Origin of the sequence: Methylobacterium oryzae (assembly GCF_021398735.1) — a bacterium.
In the GTDB taxonomy this organism is placed as follows: Bacteria; Pseudomonadota; Alphaproteobacteria; order Rhizobiales; family Beijerinckiaceae; genus Methylobacterium.
This window is the reverse complement of record NZ_CP090349.1, coordinates 1,823,494-1,844,194: the sequence shown is the minus strand read 5'-3', so window position 1 is coordinate 1,844,194 and position 20,701 is coordinate 1,823,494. Positions and strand designations below refer to the sequence as shown.

Genomic DNA, 20,701 nt, shown 5'->3' with positions numbered 1-20,701 from the left:
ATGGCGGGATCGCGGCGTTTACGGGCAGGTCTCGGGGCGGAGCGGGGATCGTTTTACGGTGTTGCGACCCCGCCACAGCCACGCTTGCGGCCATTTCGGCGGCGACGACAAGATGAAGGACAATGGCGCGGCGCTGACGAGACGCTTCCCCGAGACGCAACTTGTCTTCGGGCAAGCCGAGGATCTCCCGGCCGCGATCCGGGCGGGACGCGGCAATCCGGCACCCGGAAAGTCGCTGTATCACTATCCCTGTGCGGGACCGGCGCCGGCAATACGCCGACCGACGGGCGGAACGACATGTCGCGCCGCCGCCGCGGCGGGTCCCGCGCGCCAATCTGCTTGTGCGCCGCGCGGTCCTCGCTCGCGCGGAACGGCGGGTCCGGCGCGCGTCCGTGGCGGCGTCGCGGGCCTGATCGAATGGAGCCCGTGTGCCGCTCTTCGCCGACGCAGGCCGGGATCGGGCGTCCTGCACCGGCACCCGCTTCGCCGCGGCGCGGCCGGGATCACGGGATCACAGGACGACGTGATCCCGGCCGGATCCGCGCTCAGGCCGCTCCGGCGTGCGGCGCCGGGATCTCGGTCGAGATGGCGTCCACCGTGCGCGGCATCGGGCTGCCCTGCCCGTCCGCGCGCTGGATCCGGACCTGCTGATTGACCGGCTGCATGTTGCCGAAGGGCGTCGAGAAGGCGATCTCCGCGGCGTCGCGCCCGACGCCGATCCGCACCAGCCCGTCGAGGTCGGCCTGCCGGGTGGCGTCGAACAGCCACCAGCGCCCGTCGAGATAGGCCTCGAACACCGCGTGGAAGTCGCTCGGGACGAGGCCGTGGGCGTAGCAGCTCACGAACCGGGCCGGGATCCCGAGCGCCCGGCAGAAGGCGGCGCCGATATGCGCGAAGTCGCGGCAGACGCCGGCGCGCTTCAGGAGCGACTCGTGGGCGGTCGTCTCGCCGTCGCTGGAGCCGGGCTGGTAGGCGATGTGGTCGTGGATCCAGTTGCAGATCTGGTTCACGCGCGCGTGGCCCTTGGGGAGCGCCCCGAACTCGGCGAGCGCGAAGGGCGTCAGCCGGTCCGAGGAGACGAACCGGCTCGGCAGCAGGAACGGCAGGATGTCGAGCGGCAGCTGCCCGATGGGCGTCTCGTTGACGGTCGCCGGGTCGGCCCGGTGCACGGTCAGGTCGACCTCGGCATTGTACTCCAGCGCGAACTGACCGGTCGGGACGTTGACCGCGAGATAGCGGTTCTGGAGATCGGGGGTCGTGTAGAGATCGCGCTTGAGGTTCGGCGTCAGGACCAGGCTCTCGCTCAGGATCTCGACGCTCTTCAGCTTCGCCACCTCCAGATTGAAGATGAAGGTGGTGTCCGAGAGGATGTTGTAGGACAGGCTGCAACCGAGGGTGTAGCGCATCGGATCTCCTTGCCGGATGACGGCCCATCCGCCGTCCAAGCAAGGGGCGCGCCCGACCGTCGGTTCCGGCTCGATCGGGGGGTCGCGGGCGAGACGGCGGCGCCGCGTGCGTCGGACGGCGCCACCGTCATCGCCAGCGCAGCGAAGCGAGCCAGAGCAGCGCGTCCCTGGATTGCTTCGCTCCGCTCGCAAGGACGGCTGAAGCGATGGAGCCGGTCTCAGCCGCGCTCGGCGGCATCCCGCGGGAGCAGCACCGCCGTCAGAGAGCGCACGCCCTGCGCGCCGTGGATGAGGACGCCCTCGATGTCGGCGGTGGCCGACGGGCCGGTATGCAGCACCGCGTAGGCCGAGCGGCCGAATTCCGGCCGGCGGTAGGCCGCCTGCACGTTCGGCACGATGTCGGCCGGGTCGAGCAGCACGACGAGGTGCTGCGCGAGATAGGCGACGGCGTTGACGATCAGCTGGTCCTGCGTGAACAGCACCGAGCCGGTCTCGGCGATGCCGAACACCGCGCGGACCACCGCCACGTCCACGTCCTCGACCTCCTGGGGCGCGCGCACGCTCCGCAGGTCGCGGTTGCCGGTCAGCTCCGGCACCGCGGAGGCGATCACCTTGGCGGCGTCGAGGCGCTCGCGCACGCCCGCGAACACGTCGGCGGCGCCGGGCTCGGCCACGCGGCCGCCCATGCGCTTCAGCCGCTCGCCGAACTCGGCGACCAGGTCCTCGCCGACGAGCGGCGCGAACAGCGGCACCTCCGGCAGCGGGAAGTCGCCGGCCGGCCGGTTCCTGCGGATACCGTCGAGGATCGCGTCGCGGGCGCTCATCGACCCGTGTCCTTCATGCGGTTCTGCTTGTACCAGGCGTGGAAGGTCTGGCGCGGCGCGTCGGGCATCTCGCGCTTCTTCCCCCAGGTGTTGAGCGGGTTGTAGACCGCGAAGCGCGGCAGGACCTTCAGGGCGGAATCCGCCGCGCCGATCGCCGCCCGGTAGGCGGCCGGGCGCGAGAGCACGGCGCCCGCGGCCTTCATCATGCCCTGCTTGAGCGCCGGGATCTGGTGCTCCTCGACCAGCACCTTCCGCCACGCGAAGATCTGCTCGTGGATGTTGATCTTCACCGGGCAGACGTTGGTGCAGGAGCCGTTCATCGTCGAGGAGAACGGCAGCGTCGAGTATTTCCGCTTGTTAAAGGTCGGATCGATGATCAGCCCGATCGGCCCCGAATAGGTCGCGCCGTAGGAGAGGCCGCCCGAGCGCCGGTAGACCGGGCAGGTGTTCATGCAGGCGCCGCAGCGGATGCATTTCAGCGAGGTCCAGAACTCCTCCATGCCGAGGCGCTCGGAGCGGCCGTTGTCGACCAGCACCATGTGCATCTCGGTGCCCGCGCGGGGGCCGCGGAAATGCGAGGTGTACTGGGTGATCGGCGAGCCCAGCGCCGAGCGCGACAGCAGGCGGATGAACACCCCGAGGTGCTCGACCTTCGGGATGATCTTCTCGATGCCGATGGAGTGGATCTGCAGCGGCGGCACGTTGCCGGACAGGTCGGCGTTGCCCTCGTTGGTGCAGGTCACGACCGTGCCGGTCTCGGCGATCGCGAAGTTGCATCCGGTCATGCCGGCATCGGCCTTCAGGATGTAGGGCCGGGTGGTCTCGCGCTGGCTCTCGGCGAGGTAGTGCGCGTCGTCGTTGTCCGGATCGGTGCCGAGCGTCTTGGCGAAGACCTCGGCCACGTCCATCCGGGTCTTGTGGACGGCCGGCGCCACGACGTGGCTCGGCTCCTCGTTGTCGAGCTGCTGGATCCGCTCGCCGAGATCCGTCTCGATGACCTCGATGCCGTTGGCCGCCATGTGGTGGCGGAAGCCGCACTCCTCGGTGAGCATCGACTTCGACTTCACCAGCGTCTTGGCGCCGTGGCTCCGCAGGATGTCCAGCACGATCCGGTTGTGATCGGCGCCGTCCTTCGCCCAGTGCACGTGGACGCCGTTGGCCTTCGCGGCCGCCTCGAATTGCTCGAGGTACCGGTCAAGGTGGCTCAGCGTGTGGGTCTTGATCTGCGAGGCGAGCTCGCGCAGCTCCTCCCACTCCGGGATGCCGTGCGCGGAGGCGTCGCGCTTCTTGCGCAGGTCCCACAGGCGCTCGTCGTGGGCGGCCTGGTGCAGCGGCGCCGCGAGGAAGCGCTCGGCGGCCTCCGACTGGTTGATCGGCCGGTCGCCCCGGATCTTCGCGCCGCGCGGCTGCGGCTCCCGGGTCTGCGGGGCGCGGATCGGCTTCGAAGCGGCTTCCGCGTGCTGGAGGCGCCGGCCGTCCGGCGCCCGCTCGCTCTCGTCGTGGCCGGCCCGCACCTCGGGGTGGATGACGCCTTCGCGCTCGCGGGGGTTGAGGTCCTCGACGCTCATGCGGCGGCTCCGTTCAGCACCTGCGCGATGTGGATGTACTTGAGCGGCAAGCCGAGCCGTTCGGCGCAGCCCTTCTGGTGCATGAGGCAGGAGGAATCCGCCGAGACGACGTAGGCGGCCCCGGCCCGGTTCTGATCGGCGACCTTGTCGTAGCCCATCTTCGCCGAGACGGCGGGCTCGAACACCGAGAAGGTGCCGCCGAAGCCGCAGCACTCGTCCGGCCGGGCGAGATCGACGAGCTCGACGCCCTTCACGAGGCGCAGCAGGTCGAGGGGCTTCGAGTAGTAGGGCTTCACCAGCTCGGTCGGCCGCGCGTGGTGGATGCCCCGCAGGGCGTTGCAGTTGGTGTGATAGGCGACCTTGTGGGGGAAGTTCGCCCAGGGCAGGTCCTCGACCTTCAGAACGTCGTGCAGGAACTCCACCAGCTCGTAGGTGCTGGCGCGGACGTGTCGGACCTCGTCGGTCTGCGGGATCGCCGTCAGGTGCTCGCGCACCTGGTGAACGCAGGAGCCCGACGGGGCGACGACGTAGTCGAAGCCGGAGAAGTTCTTGACGAACAAGGCCTCGGTCGCCGCGGCCTCGGCGTGGCAGCCAGTGTTGGTCATCGGCTGGCCGCAGCAGGTCTGGTCGAACGGATACTCGACCGTGCAGCCCAGGCGCTCGAGGAGCTCCAGGGTAGCGATCCCGACCTCGGGCTCGAAGGCGTCGACGTAGCACGGCACGAACAGGCCCACCCGCATGGTCCGGCAACTCCCTGGATGGCCCGGCGCGGCGGCCTGGAACGGTTCAAGACTGACCGAGGGTCTACCGGAAGGGGCGGCCCTTGGCGAGGTTGCCCGCTGCGTCACCGTGCCCGCTGTAACCGGGGAGTTTTCCTGGGAAGCGATGCCGCGCGCTTGATTTCCGACGCCTCAGAGTCGAAGGACGTCTGGAAGCGTTCCGAAGAGATCATCACCATGGAAGAACTGCTCGCCCGCGTCACCACCCGCACCGGGCTCGACGCCGCGACCGCTCAGACCGCCATCGGGCACATCCTGGCCTTCCTGCAGAAGGAAGGGCCCGCCGCCGAGGTCAGCCAGCTGCTGGCGGCCCTGCCGGGCTCCGAGGCGCTGATCGCCGAGTCGAATGCCGGCGAGAGTGGCGGCGGCGGGCTGATGGGCATGCTCGGCGGGATGATGGGCGGCGGCGGCGTCATGGCGCTCGGCCAGAAGCTGATGGCCGCCGGCGTGCCGATGGGTCAGATGCAGCCGCTCGGCCAGGAGCTGTTCGCCTTCGGCCGCGAGAAGGTCGGCGAGGACGCGATGGGCCCGATCATCGGCTCGATCCCGGGGCTGAACCAGTTCGTCTGACCGCGGGCCGGTGTGCGCGGCCGCACTGCATTCGGGTGACGCCTGGACGAAAGTAAAAAAGAGGTTGCGGAGCGAAAGCTTGACGGAACCTGTCCACGCGATCCCCGTTATTGGGGATGTGGCCCGGATCGACGCCTTCGGCAGTGTCCGGTACCGCACTCAAGCAGGCCGGCCATGCCCGTCTTCGAAGCCAAGAACCTGGACAGCGAGTTCGAAGGGCAGTCCCTGCTCGCTGCCATCCTGCACCCGACCCGCGCGGCGCAGACCCGGGCCCTGAGGCACGGTCGCCGGCGCGCTGAGCGCGCGGCGGCCCTGGCCGATCCGATGACGATCGAGCCGCGCTTCCCGATCGCGCCCGGCGAGCTGGCGCCGACCGGGTTCACGGGCCGCTGAGGTCTACCAAGCCTGCGCGGTGACGAGGCCCTGGCGGGTCACCACCACCCATTCCCGACCGTGGCGCTCGACGCCCTCGACGCGGCCGACGCCCGGGATGACGTCGCCGGGCGCGACCTCGACGAGGCGGCGCCGGCGGTTCTCCAGGATCGCGGTGCCCTCGTAGACGTCCCGCAGGGCCCAGCCCTCGATGACCGGCGGCTTGTCGGCCGCCGCCGGCTTCGGCTTGGGCTCGCTCACCTTGGCGTCCGCGACCTTGACCTCGGGCTTCGCCTCGGCGGCGCGGGCGGGCTCGCCGATGCTGCCGGTCTGGGTCGGCTCCGCCTTCGCGGCGGCCGGAGTCGCGGCCGCGCGGCGGTCGAGCTGCGCGGCGAGGCCGCTGAGGCGGGTGTTGTGGTCGCGCTCGACCTGCTCGAGCCGCTCGCCGAGGGCCGTGACCTTGCCGTTCAGGCTCTTGTCGACCTGCGCCAGGCGCTCGCCGAGGGCGGTGCTGCGGCTGGCCGCCTCCTTCCGCGCCACGTCGGTCGAGGCGCGCAGGTCGGCGAGCACGGTGTGGAGCTGCGCGATGTCGGCGGCGAGGCGCACGGTCTCGGTGCGGCCGGCATCGAGCGTCGTCTCGAGGGCCGCGAGCGCGTCGGGCCGGACCGAGGCCGGGCGGGAAAGCGCCATCACGCCCCCGCCCAGGAGGACGCCGACCGCCAGAGTCGCGCCCGGGATCGCGAACCGCTTCGGATCCAGGCGCGCCAGCGACGCCAGCGCGAGCTTCCCGCCGGCCGGCGAGGCTGCGGTCTCGGTCGCGGCGGCCGCTGCGTCGGTCTTGCCGGTCACCGCGGCCTTGAGCAGGTCGGCCGGCGAGATGCCCTGGGAAACGCCCTGCTTGGCTTCGATCTTCGTCATCGCCCCGAACTCCGCACGCGGCCTCGCGCTGCAAGCGTTCGTTAAGGACGTTTGTTTACGAAACCCTTACCGCACGCCCGTGGCTCAGGCCGCGAGCCCGCGCTTCTTCAGGAGCGGCTCGATGCTCGGCATCCGCCCGCGGAAGGCCGTGTAGGCCTCGCGCGGGTCGCGCAAATTGCCGGCCCCGTACACGAAGGTCCGCAGCCGCTTCGCCGTCTCCGGATCGAAGATGTCGCCGGACTCGCGGAACGCGTCGAAGGCGTCCGCGTCCAGCACCTCAGACCAGAGGTAGCTGTAGTATCCGGCGGCGTAGCCGTCCCCCGAGAAGATGTGGGCGAAGTGCGGCGTCCGGTGCCGCATGCTGATCTCGGCCGGCATGCTGATCCGCCGCAGCGCCTCGGCCTCGAAGGCGGGCACGTCGAGACCGCCCTCGCCTTGCGCCGAGAGGTGCAGGGTCATGTCGACGATCGCCGAGGACGTGTACTCCACGGTGGCGAAACCCTGGTTGAAGGTCCGCGCGGCGAGCAGCTTCCGCAGCAGGGCGTCGGGCATGGGCTCGCCCGTGCGATGGTGGCGCGCGTGGGTCCGCAGGACTTCCGGCTGCTCCAGCCAGTGCTCGTAGAGCTGCGAGGGCAGCTCCACGAAGTCGCGCGACACCGCCGTCCCCGACAGGAGCGGGTAGGTCACGTCCGAGAGCAGCCCGTGCAGGGCGTGGCCGAACTCGTGGAACAGGGTGCGCGCGTCGTCGAAGGACAGCAGCGTCGCCTCGCCGTCCGGCGCCTTGGCGAAGTTCATGACGTTGACGATGATCGGCGTGACCGTCCCGTTCAGGCGCTCCTGCGAGCGGAAGGCGCTCATCCAGGCGCCGGACCGCTTCGAGGCGCGGGCGAAGTAGTCGCCCAGGAACAGGCCGACCTCGGACCCGTCGGGATTGCCGACCCGCCAGACCCGGACATCGGGATGGTAGCGCGGCACGTCGGCGAGTTCCGTGAAGGTCAGACCGAACAGCCGCGAGGCCGTGTCGAACGCCGCCTGAATCATTCGCTCCAGCGGCAGGTACGCCTTGATCTCGCTCTCGTCGAGGTCGTGCTCGGCGCGCCGCACCTTCTCGGCGTAGTGCCGCCAATCGTGCGCCTGGAGGGCGAAGTTGTGGCCCTCCGCCTGGATGGTGGCCTGGAGACGGTCGCGCTCCTCCGCCGCCCGCGCGCGGGCCGGCGTCCACACGTCCCGCAGCAGCCCGGTCGCCGCGTCCGGGCTCGCCGCCATCGTGTCGTCGAGGGCGAAATGGGCGAAGCTCTCGAAGCCGAGGAGCCGCGCCCGCTCGGCGCGCAGCCGGATGATCTCCGCGATGATCGCCCGGTTGTCGGTCGCGCCGCCGTTCTCGCCGCGCCGCGTCCAGGCCGCGTAGGCGCGCTCGCGCAGGTCGCGCCGGGTCGAGCAGACCAGGAACGGCTCGATCAGCGAGCGGGACAGGGTGATGACGTGCCCGTCGAGGCCGCGCTCCTTCGCGGCGCTCTCGGCCGCGGCCCGCAGGAACGGCGGCAGGCCGGCCAGATCCTCCTCGCCCTGCAGCGGCAGGGTGAAGCTGCTCTCGTCGGCCAGGAGGTTCTGGCTGAACGTGGTCCCGAGCTCCGACATACGCGCCGCGATCTCGGCGATGCGGGCCTTGTCCTCGGGCCCGAGATCCGCCCCCGACCGGCGGAAGCGGATCCGGTACCGGTCGAGGACCCGGCGCTGCTCCGCGCTCAGGCGCTCGGCGTCGATCGCCGAGATCCGGGCCCAGAGCTCGGGGTTCAGGTAGATGGCGCTGCCGTGCCGGGCGAGCTTCGGCCCGATCTCCCGCTCGATGGCCTGCAACTCGGGGTTCGTGTGGCTGCCTGTCAGGTTGTAGAACACACCGGCGACGCGCTCGAGGGCGAGGCCGGCCCGCTCCATCGCCTCGACGGTGTTGCCGAAGGTGGCGGTAGCGGACTCACTCGCGATGGCGCGGATCTCGGAATCGTGCGCCGCCAGGGCGGCGTCGAACGCGGGCCGGTAGTGCTCCGGCCGGATCCGCTCGAACGGCGGGAGGCCGTGCGGGGTGCTCCACTGCGCCTCGCGGAAGGGATTGTCCGGCGGCAGGCTCGGGAGCCCGGCATCAGCTGCGTCCGACATGCAGTCCTCGATCTCGACGTCCACGCGACGGCGCGATCGTCCGCGCCGCAGGTGCGCCGACATGGGGTGTGCCGGCGCGATCCGGAAGACAGTGGTCCGATCGGCGCGGCCGTCAACCGGGTCCGGGCGATCCGAATGGCGTCTCGCCCGTTGTAGAGGCCAACGCCCACGCTTCGAGGCCCCATGCCGGGACGCAGCCTGTCGATCCTCCGATCCGCGACGCTCCTGGCGGGCGGCGCCCTCGCCGCGGGGCTCGCCCTCTCCGCCACGCCGGTCGGCGCCGTCGAGACGCCGGCGGCCACGGTGCCGACGCCCCCGCCCCTGCCGCCGGAGCGCCCAGAGGCGCTGAAGCCGCCCGTCGCCGAGCCGGCGCCACCGACGCCGCCGGCGCGGCCGCCCGAGCTGAAACCTGCCGCGGCTGAGCCGAGCAGGGAGCCGTCGAGGGAGACCGGCCGGGACAAGCCGACAGAGTCGGCGCAGGAGACCGCGAAGGAGACCGCGAAGGAGACCGCGAAGCCCGATATCCCCGCACCGCCGCCGGCGCCGCCCGCGCGGCCGCCGGAGCTGTCGGGCGCCGCAGCCCTGGCGCTCAAGGTGACACCGCCGGACGATTCCGCCTGCCGGACACGCCTCAAGCGCCTCGGGGTCGAGTTCGAGCCGCTGCCGCCGATCTCCGAAGGCCAGTGCACCGCGCCGCTGCCGCTCAAGGTGACGAAGCTCGCCGACGGCGTGACGCTGCCGCAGGGCGCCACGCTGACCTGCCGAACCGCCGAGGCGCTGGCTCGCTGGGTCACGGAGGTTCAGATCGAGGCCGATCGAACGCTGAAGCATCCGCTGACCGCGCTCGAACTCGGCGGTTCCTATGTCTGCCGGGGACAGAACCACGACGTCGACGCCAAGCTCAGCGAGCACGCCTTCGCCAACGCCGCCGACATCATGGGCTTCGCCTTCGCCGGACGCGCGAGTATCCCCGTCAAGGCGATGCCGGACGGTTCCGAGGAGGCGCAGTTCCTCGGCGCGGTGCGCGCCAAGGCCTGCGGCTTCTTCCGCACCGTCCTCGGCCCGGGCTCGAACGCCGCCCACGCCAACCATTTCCACCTCGACGAGCGCGAGCGCAATGGCGGTCACCGCCTGTGCCAGTAGAACCGGGTGGAACGTTCCCGCAGGTCCGGCATTTCTCGGCTCGGGAGCGCGTCCGCTCCCCGGAATGACGACGGCGATGATCCCGAAACCCTGGCGGCCGGTCTGCGTGGCCCTCCTGGCGAGTTGTCTGGCCGCGCACGGCGCGGCCGCCCGGACCGGGAAGGGCCGGAAGGCCGAGACGGCCCAGCCGCCGGCGCTGACCGCCGAGGCGGTGAACGCCGCGACCCTGGCGCAGCCGGGCGCCGGGAAGACCGAGGGCACGAAGTCTGAGAAGGCGCGTCGGGCCAAGTCGTCGGACGACAAGCCCGATCCGCTAATCGTCAAGGCCCAGGTGCTGCTCGATCGCGCGCGCTTCTATCCCGGAGCGATCGACGGCCGGAAGGGCGACAATTACCGTCACGCCCTCTCGGCCTTCGCGGTGGCCCAGGGGCTTCCCGCCGGCGAGACCCTGACGCCCGAGATCTGGGACAAGCTCCAGGCGACCAGCGACAAGCCCGCCGTCACCGACTACACGCTCTCCGAGGCCGACGCCGCGGGCCCCTACGTCGAGCGGATCCCGCCCAAGATGGAGGAGCAGGCCGAGCTCAAGTCGCTGGGCTACACCAATCCCCGCGAGATGCTGGCCGAGCGCTTCCACATGAGCCGCGACCTCGTCAGCGCGCTCAATCCCGGCAAGCCCCTCGACAAGGCCGGCACGACCATCGCGGTCGCGGCGGTGGACCCGATGGGCACGGACAAGCCGAAGGGCAAGGATCTGCCCCAGGAGCCGAAGGTCGAACGCATCGAGGTCGACAAGTCGAGCCTCGACGTCCGCGCCTACGGCGCCGACGGGAAGCTCGTGGCCTATTACCCCGCGTCGATCGGCAGTGCCGAGAAGCCGGCCCCGAGCGGCGAGACCAAGGTGAAGGGCGTCGCGTTCGACCCGGACTACACCTACAACCCGAAATACGCGTTCAAGGGCGTGAAGGCGCAGCACAAATTCACCATCCAGTCGGGGCCCAACAACCCGGTCGGCCTGGTCTGGATCGACCTGGCGATTCCGAGCTACGGGATCCACGGGACGCCCGAGCCCGAGAAGGTCGGGAAGACGGAGTCCCACGGCTGCATCCGCCTGACCAACTGGAACGCCCGCGACCTCGCCGCGCATGTGACACGGGGCGCCACGGTCACGTTCAAGGACGATTGAGCGGCAGCGCGGCGACACTCGCATACGCCCGCGCGAACCCGCCCGCACAAAAATGTATCATCGGTTAACATAGCGCCCGGTCTGGGTGTCGGAACGGGCCGGGAACGCTTGACACATTGCGCATTACGGGCGACGCCTCAGGTTGTCTCGCGGGCTGACCCTCGGGCCGCGTTCACCCGTCCGGACGCTGCTCACGCGGTGCGCAAGGCGTGACCAGCCGCATGGCAAGATCCCCGGCGACGGGGGCATTCGAAGGGAAGACGGCCCGGCGTGATTGCTGACCCCAACGACGACGTCCTCAACGGCGTCCGTGTTCTCGTCGTCGAGGACGAGGCCGCGATCTCGATGCTGCTGGAGGACATGCTCCTCGATTTCGGCTGCGCCGTGGTCGGGCCGGCCGCGCGGCTGTCCTCCGCGCTGGAGATGGCGTCGCAGGAAGCGTTCGAGGTCGCCATTCTCGACGTGAACGTGGCGGGTGAGCCGATCTACCCGGTGGCCGAGGCCATCGCCAAGCGCGACCTGCCTCTGGTCTTCTCGACCGGTTACGGCGGTGCCGGCATCCGCGAGCCGTTCCGCGACAGGCCCGTCGTCCAGAAGCCGTTCAGCCAGGCCGACCTGAAGCGGACCCTGATCGGAGCGATCCGCGCCGCCCGGGACTGAGACCCGGCGCGTCGGCTCCGCCGGCCTCGGGCCGCCCGTCAGAGACCCTCGATGGTGAAGACCCGCTCGACATGGGCGGGCCAGGTGCGGGATCCGACGAACACGGCGTCGGCCCGGAACGTCGACCCGGCACACCACGCATTGCGTCCGATCCAGGCGCGGACCGCGCGGGAGAACCGCCGCCGCTTGGCAGCGTCGATCGCTTCCCGGGCATCGTCGCGGCGCGCCCGAGCCTTCACCTCCACGAACACGACGGTCTTCCAGCGCCGGACGACGAGATCGATCTCGCCGCCCGCGACGCTCACGCGCCGGCCGATCGGCCAGTACCCCTTGAGCATCAGCGCGGCGAGCGCCAGCCACTCGGCGCGGTGGCCGAGCCGGTAGGCGGCGCGGCGCCGGCCGGCCCGGTCCGGCAGGGCCCCGGTCATCCCTGGTCCCGCGCCAGCGCCAGCGCGCGGGTGTAGACGAGGCGCCGCGGCTGACCGGTCTCGTCGGACACGAGGCTGGCGGCATCCTTGATCGAATGCCGCTCCAGCGCCGCCAGGATCAGGGCGTCGAGGGCGGCATCCGAATCCGCGCTGCGCTCCGGCGCCGTCGCCGCACCGATGATCACCACGATCTCCCCCTTCGGCGGTCCCTCCTGGGCGAAGCGCGCGCTCAGGCTGCCCAACGTATCGCGCCGGATGGTTTCGTAGAGCTTGGTCAGCTCGCGGGTCACGGCCGCCGGCCGCTCCGGACCGAGCACCGCGGCGGCGTCGGCCAGCATGTCGGGCAGGCGATGCGGCGACTCGAACAGGACCAGGGTGCCGGGAACCTGGATCAGCGCCTCTAGGCGGTTGCGCCGCGCTCCGGCCTTCTGCGGCAGGAAGCCCTCGAAGAAGAACCGGTCGGTCGGCAGGCCGGCCGCGACCAGCGCGGTCATCACCGCGGACGGCCCCGGGACGGGCGTGATGGCGATCCCGGCCTCGATGGCGGCCTGGACCAGCTTGTAGCCGGGATCCGAGACGAGCGGCGTCCCGGCATCAGAGACCAGCGCCAGGGCCTCGCCGGCGGTGAGCCGCGCCACCATCCGCTCGCGCACCGCGTCGTTTGAATGCTCGTGATAGGCGAGCAGCGGCGTCGTGATCCCGTAATGCGCCAGCAGGTTCCGGGTGACGCGGGTGTCCTCGGCCAGGACTGCGTCGGCGGCCGCCAGCGTCGCCAGCGCCCGGATGGTGATGTCGCGCAGGTTCCCGATCGGCGTCGCCACGATGTGCAGGCCCGGCGACAGGGGTTCGGTCTCGCTCGCGAGGCCGAAGGCCGTGAAGGTCGTGCTGCGCGGGCGGTCGGGGGCGAGCTTCGGGGACGGAGCTCGGGTCGGGGCGGCGGGCCCCGGGTCGTCGAATCTGCGGGTCATCACCGGCGATCTTGCCACACTGGTCGCCTCTCGTCGCGGCGAGGCCGCGTGGCCGGGGGGCAAGTCCCCGCCGCCGCGTTTACATTTGAGTATCCGCCGGTCAGGCTGCGGAGCCTGCCCGAAGGAGTACGCGCCATGGCGCGCCCGACAAGCGCGCGGGACCGTCTCGTGCGTGTCACCGCCCAGACCGCCGCGCTCTGCGCGATCCTGCTCACGCTCGGCGGTTGCGTCGGCAGCGACCTCGCGCGACGCGTGACCGGGCCGCAGGCCGAGCTGTCACCGCCGGCCGCCGTGCCGGATGCACCGGGCACCGCGCCCGCGGCGCCGATGCCGGCCGCGGGCGGCAGCGGGCGCATCGGGGCGGGCTCGGTGAAGGTCGCCCTGGTGCTGCCGCTGACCGGCCAGGGATCGACCGTGGGGGCCGCCATGCGCAACGCCGCGCAGCTCGCCTACGACGAGGCCCAGCAGCCCGACCTGACGCTCATCGTCGAGGACGACCGGGGCAGTCCGGACGGCGCCCGGGAGGCGACCCAGGAGGCGCTGCGGCAGGGCGCCGAGATCGTCCTCGGCCCGCTCTTCGCCGGCAGCGTCCAGGCCGCCGCGGCCGTCGCCAGGACCGCCGGCAAGCCGGTGATCGGCTTCTCCACGGACGCGACCGTGGCGAACCAGGGCGTCTACCTGCTGAGCTTCCTGCCGCAGCCGGAGGTGGACCGCGTGGTCGAGGACGCGGTCGCGGGCGGAAAGAGGTCCTTCGCGGCGCTGATCCCCGAGACCGCCTACGGCAACGCCGTCGAGGCGGCGTTCCGGGAGGTCGTCGCCCGCAAGGGCGCGCGCGTCGCCGCCGTGGAGCGATACCCGGCCGGCGCGCCCGGCCCGGCGGTCGAGCGGCTCGCGCGGGTGATCGCCGGGCCCGGTGCCACCGCCGACGCGCTGTTCATCCCCGAGACCGCGGACGCGATGCCCGCCGTGGCGGCCGCGCTGACGAAGGCGGGCTTCTCGCCGGCACGGGTGCGCCCCCTCGGCACCGCCCTCTGGAACGAGCCGTCACTGTTCGCGCTGCCGGCCCTCCAGGGTGGCCGCTTCGCCGCGCCGGACCGCGTCGGCTTCTCGAATTTCAGCGCGCGCTACCAGGCTCGGTTCGGCGCCGTCCCGCCGCGGGTGGCCTCGCTCGCCTACGACGCGGTGCTGCTCGCCGCGGCCCTGTCGCGGCGCTACGGCTCGCAGCGCTTCGCCGAGAGCACCCTGACCAACGGCCTGGGCTTCGCCGGCGTCGACGGGACGTTCCGGTTCCGGCCGGACGGTCAGAGCGAGCGGTCCCTCGCGGTCTACGAGATCCGCAACAACGCCGCGACGCCCGTCAGCCCGGCGCCCCGGGTTCTCGCCAAGCCGGCGATCTGATCAGGCGGCGAGCTCGGCGACCAGGGCGTTGAGCACCGGCGCCCCCCGCGCCGTGGCGGCGATGCGGCCGCCCGGCAGCCGCTCGAGCAGGCCGTCCCCGATCAGCATGCCGATGCGGTTGCCGTTCAGGGGCCGGCCCTTGAGCGCCGCGTAGCGGTCGGGATCGATCCCCTCGCGCAGGCGCAGGCCCATCACCAGGAACTCGTCGGCCTGGTCGGCGGCCGAGAGGCTCTCGGTCTCGACGATCCCGTGGCCCTCGGCCTCGACGCGGGCGAGCCACGCCTCGGGCGACCGCTCCGTCACGGTTCCAACGCGACCCTGTCCCGTCACGAGCCGTCCGTGGGCGCCCGGACCGATGCCGGCATACTCGCCGTAGCGCCAGTAGAGCAGGTTGTGCCGCGATTCCGCCCCGGGCCGCGCGTGGTTCGAGATCTCGTAGGCCGGGAGGCCGGCCTTAGCGCAGAGCTCCTGGGTGACGTCGTAGAGGGCGCGACCGACCTCATCGTCCGGCGTCACCAGCTTGCCGGCGGCGGCGAGCCCGTGGAACGGCGTCCCGGGCTCGATGGTGAGCTGGTAGAGCGAGAGGTGCTCGGCGGCCCGCGCGAGCGCGTCGCTAAGCTCCGCCCGCCACAGGTCCGGCGTCTGTCCGGGCCGCGCGTAGATCAGGTCGAAGGAGGTCCGCGCGAAGGCCGACTGCGCCAGCGCGATCGCGCCGAGCGCCTGCGCGGTGTCGTGCAGGCGCCCGAGGGTCCGCAGCGAGGCGTCGTCGAGGGCCTGGATCCCGAGCGACACCCGGTTGACCCCGGCGGCGCGGTAGCCGTGGAAGCGGCCCGCCTCGACGCTCGACGGGTTGGCCTCGAGGGTTACCTCCGCGTCCGGCGCGACCGCCCAATGCTCCGCCACCGCGTCGAGCAGGCCGGCCACGGTCGCGGGCTGCATCAGCGAGGGCGTGCCGCCGCCGAGGAAGATGCTGGTCACGGTCCGGCCCGGCGTGCGGGCGGCGGTGTGGGCGATCTCGGCGCGGAAGGCCGCCACGAAGCGCGGCTCGTCCACGCCCGCGTGGCGGACGTGGCTGTTGAAGTCGCAGTACGGGCACTTCGCGGCGCAGAAGGGCCAGTGCAGGTAGATCCCGAAGCCCGCGTCGCGGGTCGGATGGTCCGGGCCGATCGATGACATGATGGCGGGCATGTGAGCGCCCGCGCGCCGTTTGGCAATCAGGCGCCGGGCGCGAGGCAGGCGCGGCTCAGCTCGACGAAGGCCCGCGCCCGGTGCGACAGGCCCCGCCCCTGCTGCCAGTCGACCCCGTGCTTCTCCTCGGCGCTCATCTCGCCGAAGGTGCGGTCGTGGCCGTCCGGCCGGAAGATCGGGTCGTAGCCGAAGCCTGCGGAGCCCTTCGCGGCGACGAGGTCGCCGAAGACCCGTCCCTCGAACAGCTCGGTGTGCCCGTCCGGCCAAGCCAGCACGAGGGCGGACACGAAGTGCGCCCGGCGCTCGGCGGCCCCGCGCCGGTCGAGTTCGGCGAAGATCCGCGCCATCGCGCCGGTGAAGTCCTTGGTCGCGCCGGCCCAGCGGGCCGAGAAGATGCCCGGCGCGCCGTCCAGGGCGTCGACGCACAGGCCGGAATCGTCCGCGAAGGCCGGCAGCCCGGTGGCGTCGGCCGCCGCCCGCGCCTTGATCGCCGCGTTCTCGGCGAACATCGTGCCGGTCTCGTCGGGCTCGGGCAGGCCGAGCTCGCCCGCCGACACCGCCTCGATCCCGAACGGCGCGAGCAGGTCGCGCATCTCGGCGAGCTTGCCGGCATTGTGCGTGGCGATGACCACCTTCCCGGTCAGACGGCGGCTCACGCGAGGGCCTCCTTCTGCAGGGCGACCAGCCGCTCGGTGCCGGCGCGGGCGAGGCCGAGGAGCTCGAGAAGCTGCTCCTGCGTGAAGGGCTCCATCTCGGCGGTGCCCTGCACCTCGACGATGCCGCCCCGGCCGGTGAGGACGAAGTTGGCGTCGGTCTCGGCCGCCGAATCCTCGGCGTAGTCGAGGTCGAGGACCGGCATGCCCTTGTAGAGGCCGCACGAGACGGCGGCGACGTGGTCGCGCAGCGGGTCGACGGAGATGATCGAGCGGGTCCGCATCCAGGCGAAGCAGTCGTGCAGCGCCACCCAGGCGCCCGTGATCGCGGCGGTGCGGGTGCCGCCGTCGGCCTGGATCACGTCGCAATCGATCGTGATCTGGCGCTCGCCCATGGCCGGGAGGTTGGTGACGGCGCGCAGCGACCGGCCGATCAGCCGCTGGATCTCCTGCGTCCGCCCCGAAGGCTTCCCGGAACCGACCTCGCGGCGGGTGCGTTCGTGCGTCGCACGCGGCAGCATGGCGTACTCGGCCGTGACCCAGCCCTTGCCGGAACCGCGCAGCCACGGCGGCGCGCGCTCTTCCAGCGACGCGGTGCAGAGCACCCGGGTGTTGCCGAAGCTGACGAGGCAGGAGCCCTCGGCGTAGCGCGAGACCGCGCGCTCCAGGCTCACGGGCCGCAACTCGTCGGCGGCACGCTTGGAAGGCCGCATCGCGGGCCCCTTCTGTCGAGAGTGTCGAGGGCCGGGCTCTTAGGCCGCCGCGCCACCGCGGGCAAGCATCGCCGTACGGATTGATCCGCGCGGGACGGTTGGACATGATCGGACCACAGGATGACCCCGTGACACACCCCAGTTCCAACTTCTCGAACGGCCAAGCGATGCAGGCGCTCGCCGCCCTCAACGAGCGTGCCCGGGAGATCTTCCGGCAGATCGTGGAGAGCTACCTCACGACCGGCGAGCCGGTCGGTTCCCGGAATCTCGCGCGCATCCTCCCGATGGCGCTGTCGCCGGCCTCGATCCGCAACGTCATGGCGGATCTGGAGCATTCCGGACTCATCTTCGCGCCGCACACCTCCGCCGGCCGCCTGCCGACGGAGCTCGGCCTGCGCTTCTTCGTGGACGCGATGCTCGAGCTCGGCGACGTCAGCCAGGACGAGCAGGCGCGCATCGAGGCGCAGATGCGCGCCGCCGCCTCGGGTCACACCTTCGACTCGGCCCTGGCCGAAGCCTCGACCATGCTGTCCGGCGTCTCCCGGGGCGCCGGGGTCGTCCTGACCACCAAGGCGAACGTCAACCTGAAGCACATCGAGTTCGTGCGCCTCGATCCCGCCCGCGCCCTCGTCATCCTCGTCTCGGACGACGGCTCGGTGGAGAACCGCCTCGTGGACCTGCCGGCGGGCCTGCCGGCCGGGGCCCTCCAAGAGGCGACGAACTTCCTCAACGCGCGCCTGCAGGGCCGCACCCTCGGCACGCTGCGCGCCGAGATCGAGGCCGGCCGCAAGGCGATGAAGCGGGAGCTCGACGCGATCACCGAGCGCCTCGTCGATGCCGGGCTCGCCACGCCGGTCGGCCCCACGGAGGCCCGCCAGCTGATCGTGCGCGGGCAGGCGAACCTGCTCGACGACCTGCGCGCGGTCGAGGATCTCGAGCGGATCCGCCTTCTGTTCAACGATCTGGAGACCCAGAAGGACGTGATCGACCTCCTGTCCCGCGCCGAGGGCGGCGAGGGCGTGCGGATCTTCATCGGCTCGGAGAACAAGCTGTTCTCGCTCTCCGGATCCTCGCTGATCGCGGCGCCGTTCCGCGACGGCTCGCAGAAGATCGTGGGCGTCGTCGGCGTGATCGGTCCGACCCGGCTGAACTACGCGCGGATCGTGCCGATGGTCGACTACACGGCGCGCGTGGTGTCGAAACTCCTGGACGGCGGACGGTAGAGGGCACCGGGCAGAGGATCCGCCCGGCCCACCGATCTTCCTGTGATTGCCCGCTCAGGCCGGGATCACGTCCACGATCTCGTAGGTGTCGGGATCGATGATCACGATGTCGTCGCGGACCAGGACGAAGTCGTAGCCCTCGTATTCCGGCACCAGCTCGATGATCGCCGGCGGCAGCCTGTGGAGCCTGACCGAGCGGGGGATCGCGGTGCCGATCGCCAAGCCGAAAGCCACGTCCCGGAGCGGCGAGACGCCCAGACGCGTGATCGAGCTGCGGAACTCGGTCCGCTGACGGGTGTCGAGGCGGCCGACAGCGCCGCGGACGGCGCCGCGGTCGCGGGCACCGGCACGGCCGTCCCGTTCGCCGGCCGGACCGCGACCGCCGCGCTCGGGACCGGCCGCGTCGCGGTTGCCCCGCTCGGGTCCGGCACCCGGCTCGCGGCCACCCCGATCGCCGGCACCGCGTTCACCCGCACCGCGTTCACCCGCACCGCGTTCACCCGCACCGCGTTCGCCCGCACCGCGTTCGCCCGCACCGCGTTCGCCCGCACCTGGATTCGCGGCCGCGCCGCCCCGGTCCGCCGGTCCGTTGCGCTCGGCCGCGCCGCCCGGGCGACCCGGTCCCTCGGCGCCGCGCGGCCCACCCTCGGCACCGCCGGGACCGCGCACCGCCCCGCCTTCGGGCGCGCCGCCCCGCATCCCGCCGCCGGCGCCGCCAGCAGGGCCGCCGGCCGGGCCGCCGCCGGACGGACCCGCGCCCGCGCCGGCCCCACCACCCGGACCGCCGGCGCCGCCGCCCGCACCACCGGGTCCGGCCCCGCCGCCGCCCGGTCCGCCCTGCGCGAACGCCGTCGCCGCTCCGGCGACGACGATGGCGGCCGCGACCGCGTCTCTCAGAACTCGCTTCATGGCTTCTTCCTCCTGTGGTGGTCGGAACGCCATCGACGCCCACGCCGGCCCGCAACGGGGCCCCGGGCCGAACCGTTCCCTCCCGCGGCACCGTGGACGCGCGGCCGGTGACACCGCCCTGCGCTGTCCTCGGCTAAGTCGGATCACGGTCTTGCGATCAGGCGCGTCACCTGTAACGTCGCGCCGCACCAAGAAGAGACCGGCCTCGGCCGGCACCAAGATTGATCGACGGAGACGCCATGTCCGCCTCGCGCGACGATACGATCGGTATCGCACCGAGCGACCTCGATGATGCCGCGGACCGCAAGCGCCGGATCTGGGCGATCGTCGGCTCGTCGTCGGGCAATCTCGTCGAGTGGTACGATTTCTACTGCTACGCGTTCTTCGCGCTCTATTTCGCGCCGGCCTTCTTCCCGAAGGGCGATTCGACCAGTCAGCTCCTGCAGACCGCCGGCATCTTCGCGGTGGGCTTCTTCATGCGGCCGATCGGCGGCTGGCTGTTCGGGCGCATCGCCGACCGCGTCGGCCGTCGGACCTCGATGGTCATCTCGGTGCTGATGATGTGCTTCGGCTCGCTGCTGATCGGCATCCTGCCGACCTACGAGCATGTCGGCACGCTGGCGCCCGTGCTGCTGCTGCTCGCGCGCATGCTCCAGGGCCTGTCGGTCGGCGGCGAGTACGGCACCTCGGCGACCTACATGAGCGAGGTGGCGATCAAGGGGCGGCGCGGCTTCTTCGCCTCGTTCCAGTACGTGACGCTGATCGGCGGCCAGCTCCTCGCCTCGCTGGTCCTGGTGCTGCTGCAGACGGTGATGACCGGTCCGGAACTCACCGCCTGGGGCTGGCGCATCCCGTTCTTCATCGGCGCCGCGCTGGCGGTCGTCGCGCTCTATCTCCGGCGCTCCCTGGCCGAGACGAAGGACAGCAGCGACAAGGAGACCGCCGGCACCTTCGCCGCGCTGGCCAAGCACTGGCGGGCGTTCCTGGTCGTGGTCGCCTACACGGCCGGCGGCTCCCTGAGCTTCTACACGTTCACGACGTACATGCAGAAGTACCTCGTCAACACCGCCGGCATGCCGAAGACCTCGGCGTCGCAGACGATGACGGTTGTGCTGTTCGTCTACATGATTATCCAGCCGATCTTCGGCGCGCTCTCCGACAAGATCGGCCGCAAGGCGAACATGCTGCTCTACAGCGGCCTCGGCACGCTCATGGTGGTGCCGCTGATGACGGCCCTCGGCACCAACAAGGACCCCTACCTCGCCTTCGCGCTGATCACCCTCGGGCTCGCCGTGGTGTCGTTCTACACGGGCATCAGCGGCATCGTGAAAGCCGAGCTGTTCCCCACCAACGTCCGGGCGCTCGGGGTCGGCCTCTCCTACGCGATCGCCAACGCCACCTTCGGCGGCACCGCCGAGTTCGTCGCCCTGTGGTTCAAGGACGCCGGCATGGAGAGCACGTTCTTCTGGTACGTGACCGTCCTGATGGCGATCGCCTTCGTGGCCTCGCTGATCATGCCGAACCCCAAGGTCCACGGCTATCTCGACGGCGCGGGCACCGTCGAGGAGGCGCTGGGGAAGAAGCCGCGCCTCGCCCACGCCTGATCGGCCGCCCGGCTGGACCGGGCCGGACTTTCAAGCT

Annotated in this window: 20 protein-coding genes; 8 read left to right on the top strand and 12 right to left on the bottom strand. The window is 71.6% G+C overall.

All coding sequences use genetic code 11. The features are described from left to right. Positions 1 to 545: 545 nt before the first annotated feature. The 4 genes from LXM90_RS08865 to LXM90_RS08850 all read right to left on the bottom strand — a co-directional run bounded on the left by LXM90_RS08865 (position 546) and on the right by LXM90_RS08850 (position 4,538). A complete protein-coding gene (locus LXM90_RS08865) occupies positions 546 to 1,406 on the bottom strand; it encodes a transglutaminase-like domain-containing protein (RefSeq protein ID WP_020091882.1) in 861 nt (286 codons plus the stop codon). A gap of 218 nt (positions 1,407 to 1,624) precedes the next feature. Then, a complete protein-coding gene (locus tag LXM90_RS08860; protein ID WP_020091881.1) occupies positions 1,625 to 2,230 on the bottom strand; it encodes a LutC/YkgG family protein in 606 nt (201 codons plus the stop codon). Continuing rightward, the gene (locus tag LXM90_RS08855; RefSeq protein ID WP_020091880.1) at positions 2,227 to 3,798 is read right to left on the bottom strand and encodes a lactate utilization protein B; all 1,572 of its coding nucleotides are present in this window, start codon (positions 3,796 to 3,798) and stop codon (positions 2,227 to 2,229) included. The genes LXM90_RS08860 and LXM90_RS08855 overlap by 4 nt, the downstream gene beginning before the upstream one ends. Next, a complete protein-coding gene (locus LXM90_RS08850) occupies positions 3,795 to 4,538 on the bottom strand; it encodes a (Fe-S)-binding protein (RefSeq protein ID WP_020091879.1) in 744 nt (247 codons plus the stop codon). The genes LXM90_RS08855 and LXM90_RS08850 overlap by 4 nt, the downstream gene beginning before the upstream one ends. A 216-nt stretch (positions 4,539 to 4,754) precedes the next feature. Here LXM90_RS08850 and LXM90_RS08845 point away from each other — a divergent pair, with 216 nt between their 5' ends. Both LXM90_RS08845 and LXM90_RS08840 read left to right on the top strand, forming a co-directional pair. Beyond that, a complete protein-coding gene (locus LXM90_RS08845) occupies positions 4,755 to 5,147 on the top strand; it encodes a DUF2267 domain-containing protein (protein ID WP_020091878.1) in 393 nt (130 codons plus the stop codon). 174 nt (positions 5,148 to 5,321) lie between these two features. Continuing rightward, the gene (locus tag LXM90_RS08840) at positions 5,322 to 5,540 is read left to right on the top strand and encodes a hypothetical protein (RefSeq protein WP_012319883.1); all 219 of its coding nucleotides are present in this window, start codon (positions 5,322 to 5,324) and stop codon (positions 5,538 to 5,540) included. A 3-nt stretch (positions 5,541 to 5,543) separates the two neighbouring features. Here the strand turns inward: LXM90_RS08840 and LXM90_RS08835 are convergent, their stop codons facing one another. Together LXM90_RS08835 and LXM90_RS08830 are read right to left on the bottom strand one after the other, a co-directional pair. Beyond that, the gene (locus LXM90_RS08835; RefSeq protein ID WP_020091877.1) at positions 5,544 to 6,437 is read right to left on the bottom strand and encodes a hypothetical protein; all 894 of its coding nucleotides are present in this window, start codon (positions 6,435 to 6,437) and stop codon (positions 5,544 to 5,546) included. An 84-nt stretch (positions 6,438 to 6,521) separates the two neighbouring features. Further along, entirely contained in the window at positions 6,522 to 8,591 is a 2,070-nt protein-coding gene (locus LXM90_RS08830) for a M3 family metallopeptidase (protein WP_234082412.1), read from the bottom strand. A gap of 183 nt (positions 8,592 to 8,774) precedes the next feature. Between LXM90_RS08830 and LXM90_RS08825 the strand changes: the two genes are divergently transcribed. The 3 genes from LXM90_RS08825 to LXM90_RS08815 all read left to right on the top strand — a co-directional run bounded on the left by LXM90_RS08825 (position 8,775) and on the right by LXM90_RS08815 (position 11,580). Beyond that, positions 8,775 to 9,734, top strand: a complete 960-nt coding sequence (locus LXM90_RS08825; RefSeq protein WP_020091875.1) for an extensin family protein — start codon at positions 8,775 to 8,777, stop codon at positions 9,732 to 9,734. A 76-nt stretch (positions 9,735 to 9,810) separates the two neighbouring features. Further along, the gene (locus tag LXM90_RS08820) at positions 9,811 to 10,920 is read left to right on the top strand and encodes a L,D-transpeptidase family protein (protein ID WP_043712288.1); all 1,110 of its coding nucleotides are present in this window, start codon (positions 9,811 to 9,813) and stop codon (positions 10,918 to 10,920) included. 270 nt (positions 10,921 to 11,190) lie between these two features. Beyond that, positions 11,191 to 11,580 (top strand): response regulator, encoded by a 390-nt coding sequence (locus LXM90_RS08815; RefSeq protein ID WP_012319888.1) that lies wholly within the window; start codon positions 11,191 to 11,193, stop codon positions 11,578 to 11,580. Positions 11,581 to 11,618: 38 nt separating this feature from the next. Here the strand turns inward: LXM90_RS08815 and LXM90_RS08810 are convergent, their stop codons facing one another. Together LXM90_RS08810 and rsmI are read right to left on the bottom strand one after the other, a co-directional pair. Further along, the gene (locus tag LXM90_RS08810) at positions 11,619 to 12,008 is read right to left on the bottom strand and encodes a YraN family protein (protein ID WP_020091873.1); all 390 of its coding nucleotides are present in this window, start codon (positions 12,006 to 12,008) and stop codon (positions 11,619 to 11,621) included. Beyond that, entirely contained in the window at positions 12,005 to 12,976 is a 972-nt protein-coding gene (gene rsmI, locus LXM90_RS08805; protein WP_020091872.1) for a 16S rRNA (cytidine(1402)-2'-O)-methyltransferase, read from the bottom strand. Before rsmI ends, LXM90_RS08810 begins: the two co-directional genes overlap by 4 nt. A 135-nt stretch (positions 12,977 to 13,111) precedes the next feature. Here rsmI and LXM90_RS08800 point away from each other — a divergent pair, with 135 nt between their 5' ends. Further along, on the top strand, positions 13,112 to 14,374 hold the full coding sequence (locus tag LXM90_RS08800; RefSeq protein ID WP_020091871.1) for a penicillin-binding protein activator: 1,263 nt from the start codon (positions 13,112 to 13,114) through the stop codon (positions 14,372 to 14,374). On the opposite strand, the gene hemW is transcribed toward LXM90_RS08800, so the two are convergent. Genes hemW through rph form a run of 3 tightly spaced genes read right to left on the bottom strand, consistent with a single transcriptional unit; the run spans position 14,375 to position 16,928 of the window. Beyond that, entirely contained in the window at positions 14,375 to 15,562 is a 1,188-nt protein-coding gene (gene hemW, locus LXM90_RS08795; RefSeq protein WP_020091870.1) for a radical SAM family heme chaperone HemW, read from the bottom strand. It lies immediately after the preceding gene. A 26-nt stretch (positions 15,563 to 15,588) separates the two neighbouring features. Next, a complete protein-coding gene (rdgB, locus tag LXM90_RS08790; protein ID WP_020091869.1) occupies positions 15,589 to 16,218 on the bottom strand; it encodes an RdgB/HAM1 family non-canonical purine NTP pyrophosphatase in 630 nt (209 codons plus the stop codon). Further along, positions 16,215 to 16,928, bottom strand: coding sequence for a ribonuclease PH (rph, locus tag LXM90_RS08785; protein ID WP_026604745.1), 714 nt, complete (start codon positions 16,926 to 16,928; stop codon positions 16,215 to 16,217). Before rph ends, rdgB begins: the two co-directional genes overlap by 4 nt. A gap of 167 nt (positions 16,929 to 17,095) precedes the next feature. Here rph and hrcA point away from each other — a divergent pair, with 167 nt between their 5' ends. Further along, the gene (hrcA, locus tag LXM90_RS08780; RefSeq protein WP_020091867.1) at positions 17,096 to 18,151 is read left to right on the top strand and encodes a heat-inducible transcriptional repressor HrcA; all 1,056 of its coding nucleotides are present in this window, start codon (positions 17,096 to 17,098) and stop codon (positions 18,149 to 18,151) included. A 54-nt stretch (positions 18,152 to 18,205) separates the two neighbouring features. Here the strand turns inward: hrcA and LXM90_RS08775 are convergent, their stop codons facing one another. Then, the gene (locus LXM90_RS08775; RefSeq protein ID WP_326491905.1) at positions 18,206 to 19,276 is read right to left on the bottom strand and encodes a DUF1236 domain-containing protein; all 1,071 of its coding nucleotides are present in this window, start codon (positions 19,274 to 19,276) and stop codon (positions 18,206 to 18,208) included. A gap of 23 nt (positions 19,277 to 19,299) precedes the next feature. On the opposite strand from LXM90_RS08775, the gene LXM90_RS08770 reads away from it, so the two are divergent. Beyond that, a complete protein-coding gene (locus LXM90_RS08770; RefSeq protein WP_091677151.1) occupies positions 19,300 to 20,664 on the top strand; it encodes an MFS family transporter in 1,365 nt (454 codons plus the stop codon). Positions 20,665 to 20,701: the final 37 nt, after the last annotated feature.

Excerpts from the sequence above, each read along its gene's own strand:
- rsmI (WP_020091872.1), bottom strand. The coding sequence starts at position 12,976 with ATGACCCGCAGATTCGACGACCCGGGGCCCGCCGCCCCGACCCGAGCT.
- LXM90_RS08770 (WP_091677151.1), top strand. The coding sequence starts at position 19,300 with ATGTCCGCCTCGCGCGACGATACGATCGGTATCGCACCGAGCGACCTC.
- hemW (WP_020091870.1), bottom strand. The coding sequence starts at position 15,562 with ATGCCCGCCATCATGTCATCGATCGGCCCGGACCATCCGACCCGCGAC.
- LXM90_RS08820 (WP_043712288.1), top strand. The coding sequence starts at position 9,811 with ATGATCCCGAAACCCTGGCGGCCGGTCTGCGTGGCCCTCCTGGCGAGT.
- LXM90_RS08825 (WP_020091875.1), top strand. The coding sequence starts at position 8,775 with ATGCCGGGACGCAGCCTGTCGATCCTCCGATCCGCGACGCTCCTGGCG.
- rph (WP_026604745.1), bottom strand. The coding sequence starts at position 16,928 with ATGCGGCCTTCCAAGCGTGCCGCCGACGAGTTGCGGCCCGTGAGCCTG.
- LXM90_RS08810 (WP_020091873.1), bottom strand. The coding sequence starts at position 12,008 with ATGACCGGGGCCCTGCCGGACCGGGCCGGCCGGCGCCGCGCCGCCTAC.
- LXM90_RS08830 (WP_234082412.1), bottom strand. The coding sequence starts at position 8,591 with ATGTCGGACGCAGCTGATGCCGGGCTCCCGAGCCTGCCGCCGGACAAT.
- hrcA (WP_020091867.1), top strand. The coding sequence starts at position 17,096 with ATGCAGGCGCTCGCCGCCCTCAACGAGCGTGCCCGGGAGATCTTCCGG.
- LXM90_RS08840 (WP_012319883.1), top strand. The coding sequence starts at position 5,322 with ATGCCCGTCTTCGAAGCCAAGAACCTGGACAGCGAGTTCGAAGGGCAG.
- LXM90_RS08845 (WP_020091878.1), top strand. The coding sequence starts at position 4,755 with ATGGAAGAACTGCTCGCCCGCGTCACCACCCGCACCGGGCTCGACGCC.
- LXM90_RS08860 (WP_020091881.1), bottom strand. The coding sequence starts at position 2,230 with ATGAGCGCCCGCGACGCGATCCTCGACGGTATCCGCAGGAACCGGCCG.
- LXM90_RS08800 (WP_020091871.1), top strand. The coding sequence starts at position 13,112 with ATGGCGCGCCCGACAAGCGCGCGGGACCGTCTCGTGCGTGTCACCGCC.
- LXM90_RS08850 (WP_020091879.1), bottom strand. The coding sequence starts at position 4,538 with ATGCGGGTGGGCCTGTTCGTGCCGTGCTACGTCGACGCCTTCGAGCCC.
- LXM90_RS08865 (WP_020091882.1), bottom strand. The coding sequence starts at position 1,406 with ATGCGCTACACCCTCGGTTGCAGCCTGTCCTACAACATCCTCTCGGAC.
- LXM90_RS08855 (WP_020091880.1), bottom strand. The coding sequence starts at position 3,798 with ATGAGCGTCGAGGACCTCAACCCCCGCGAGCGCGAAGGCGTCATCCAC.
- LXM90_RS08835 (WP_020091877.1), bottom strand. The coding sequence starts at position 6,437 with ATGACGAAGATCGAAGCCAAGCAGGGCGTTTCCCAGGGCATCTCGCCG.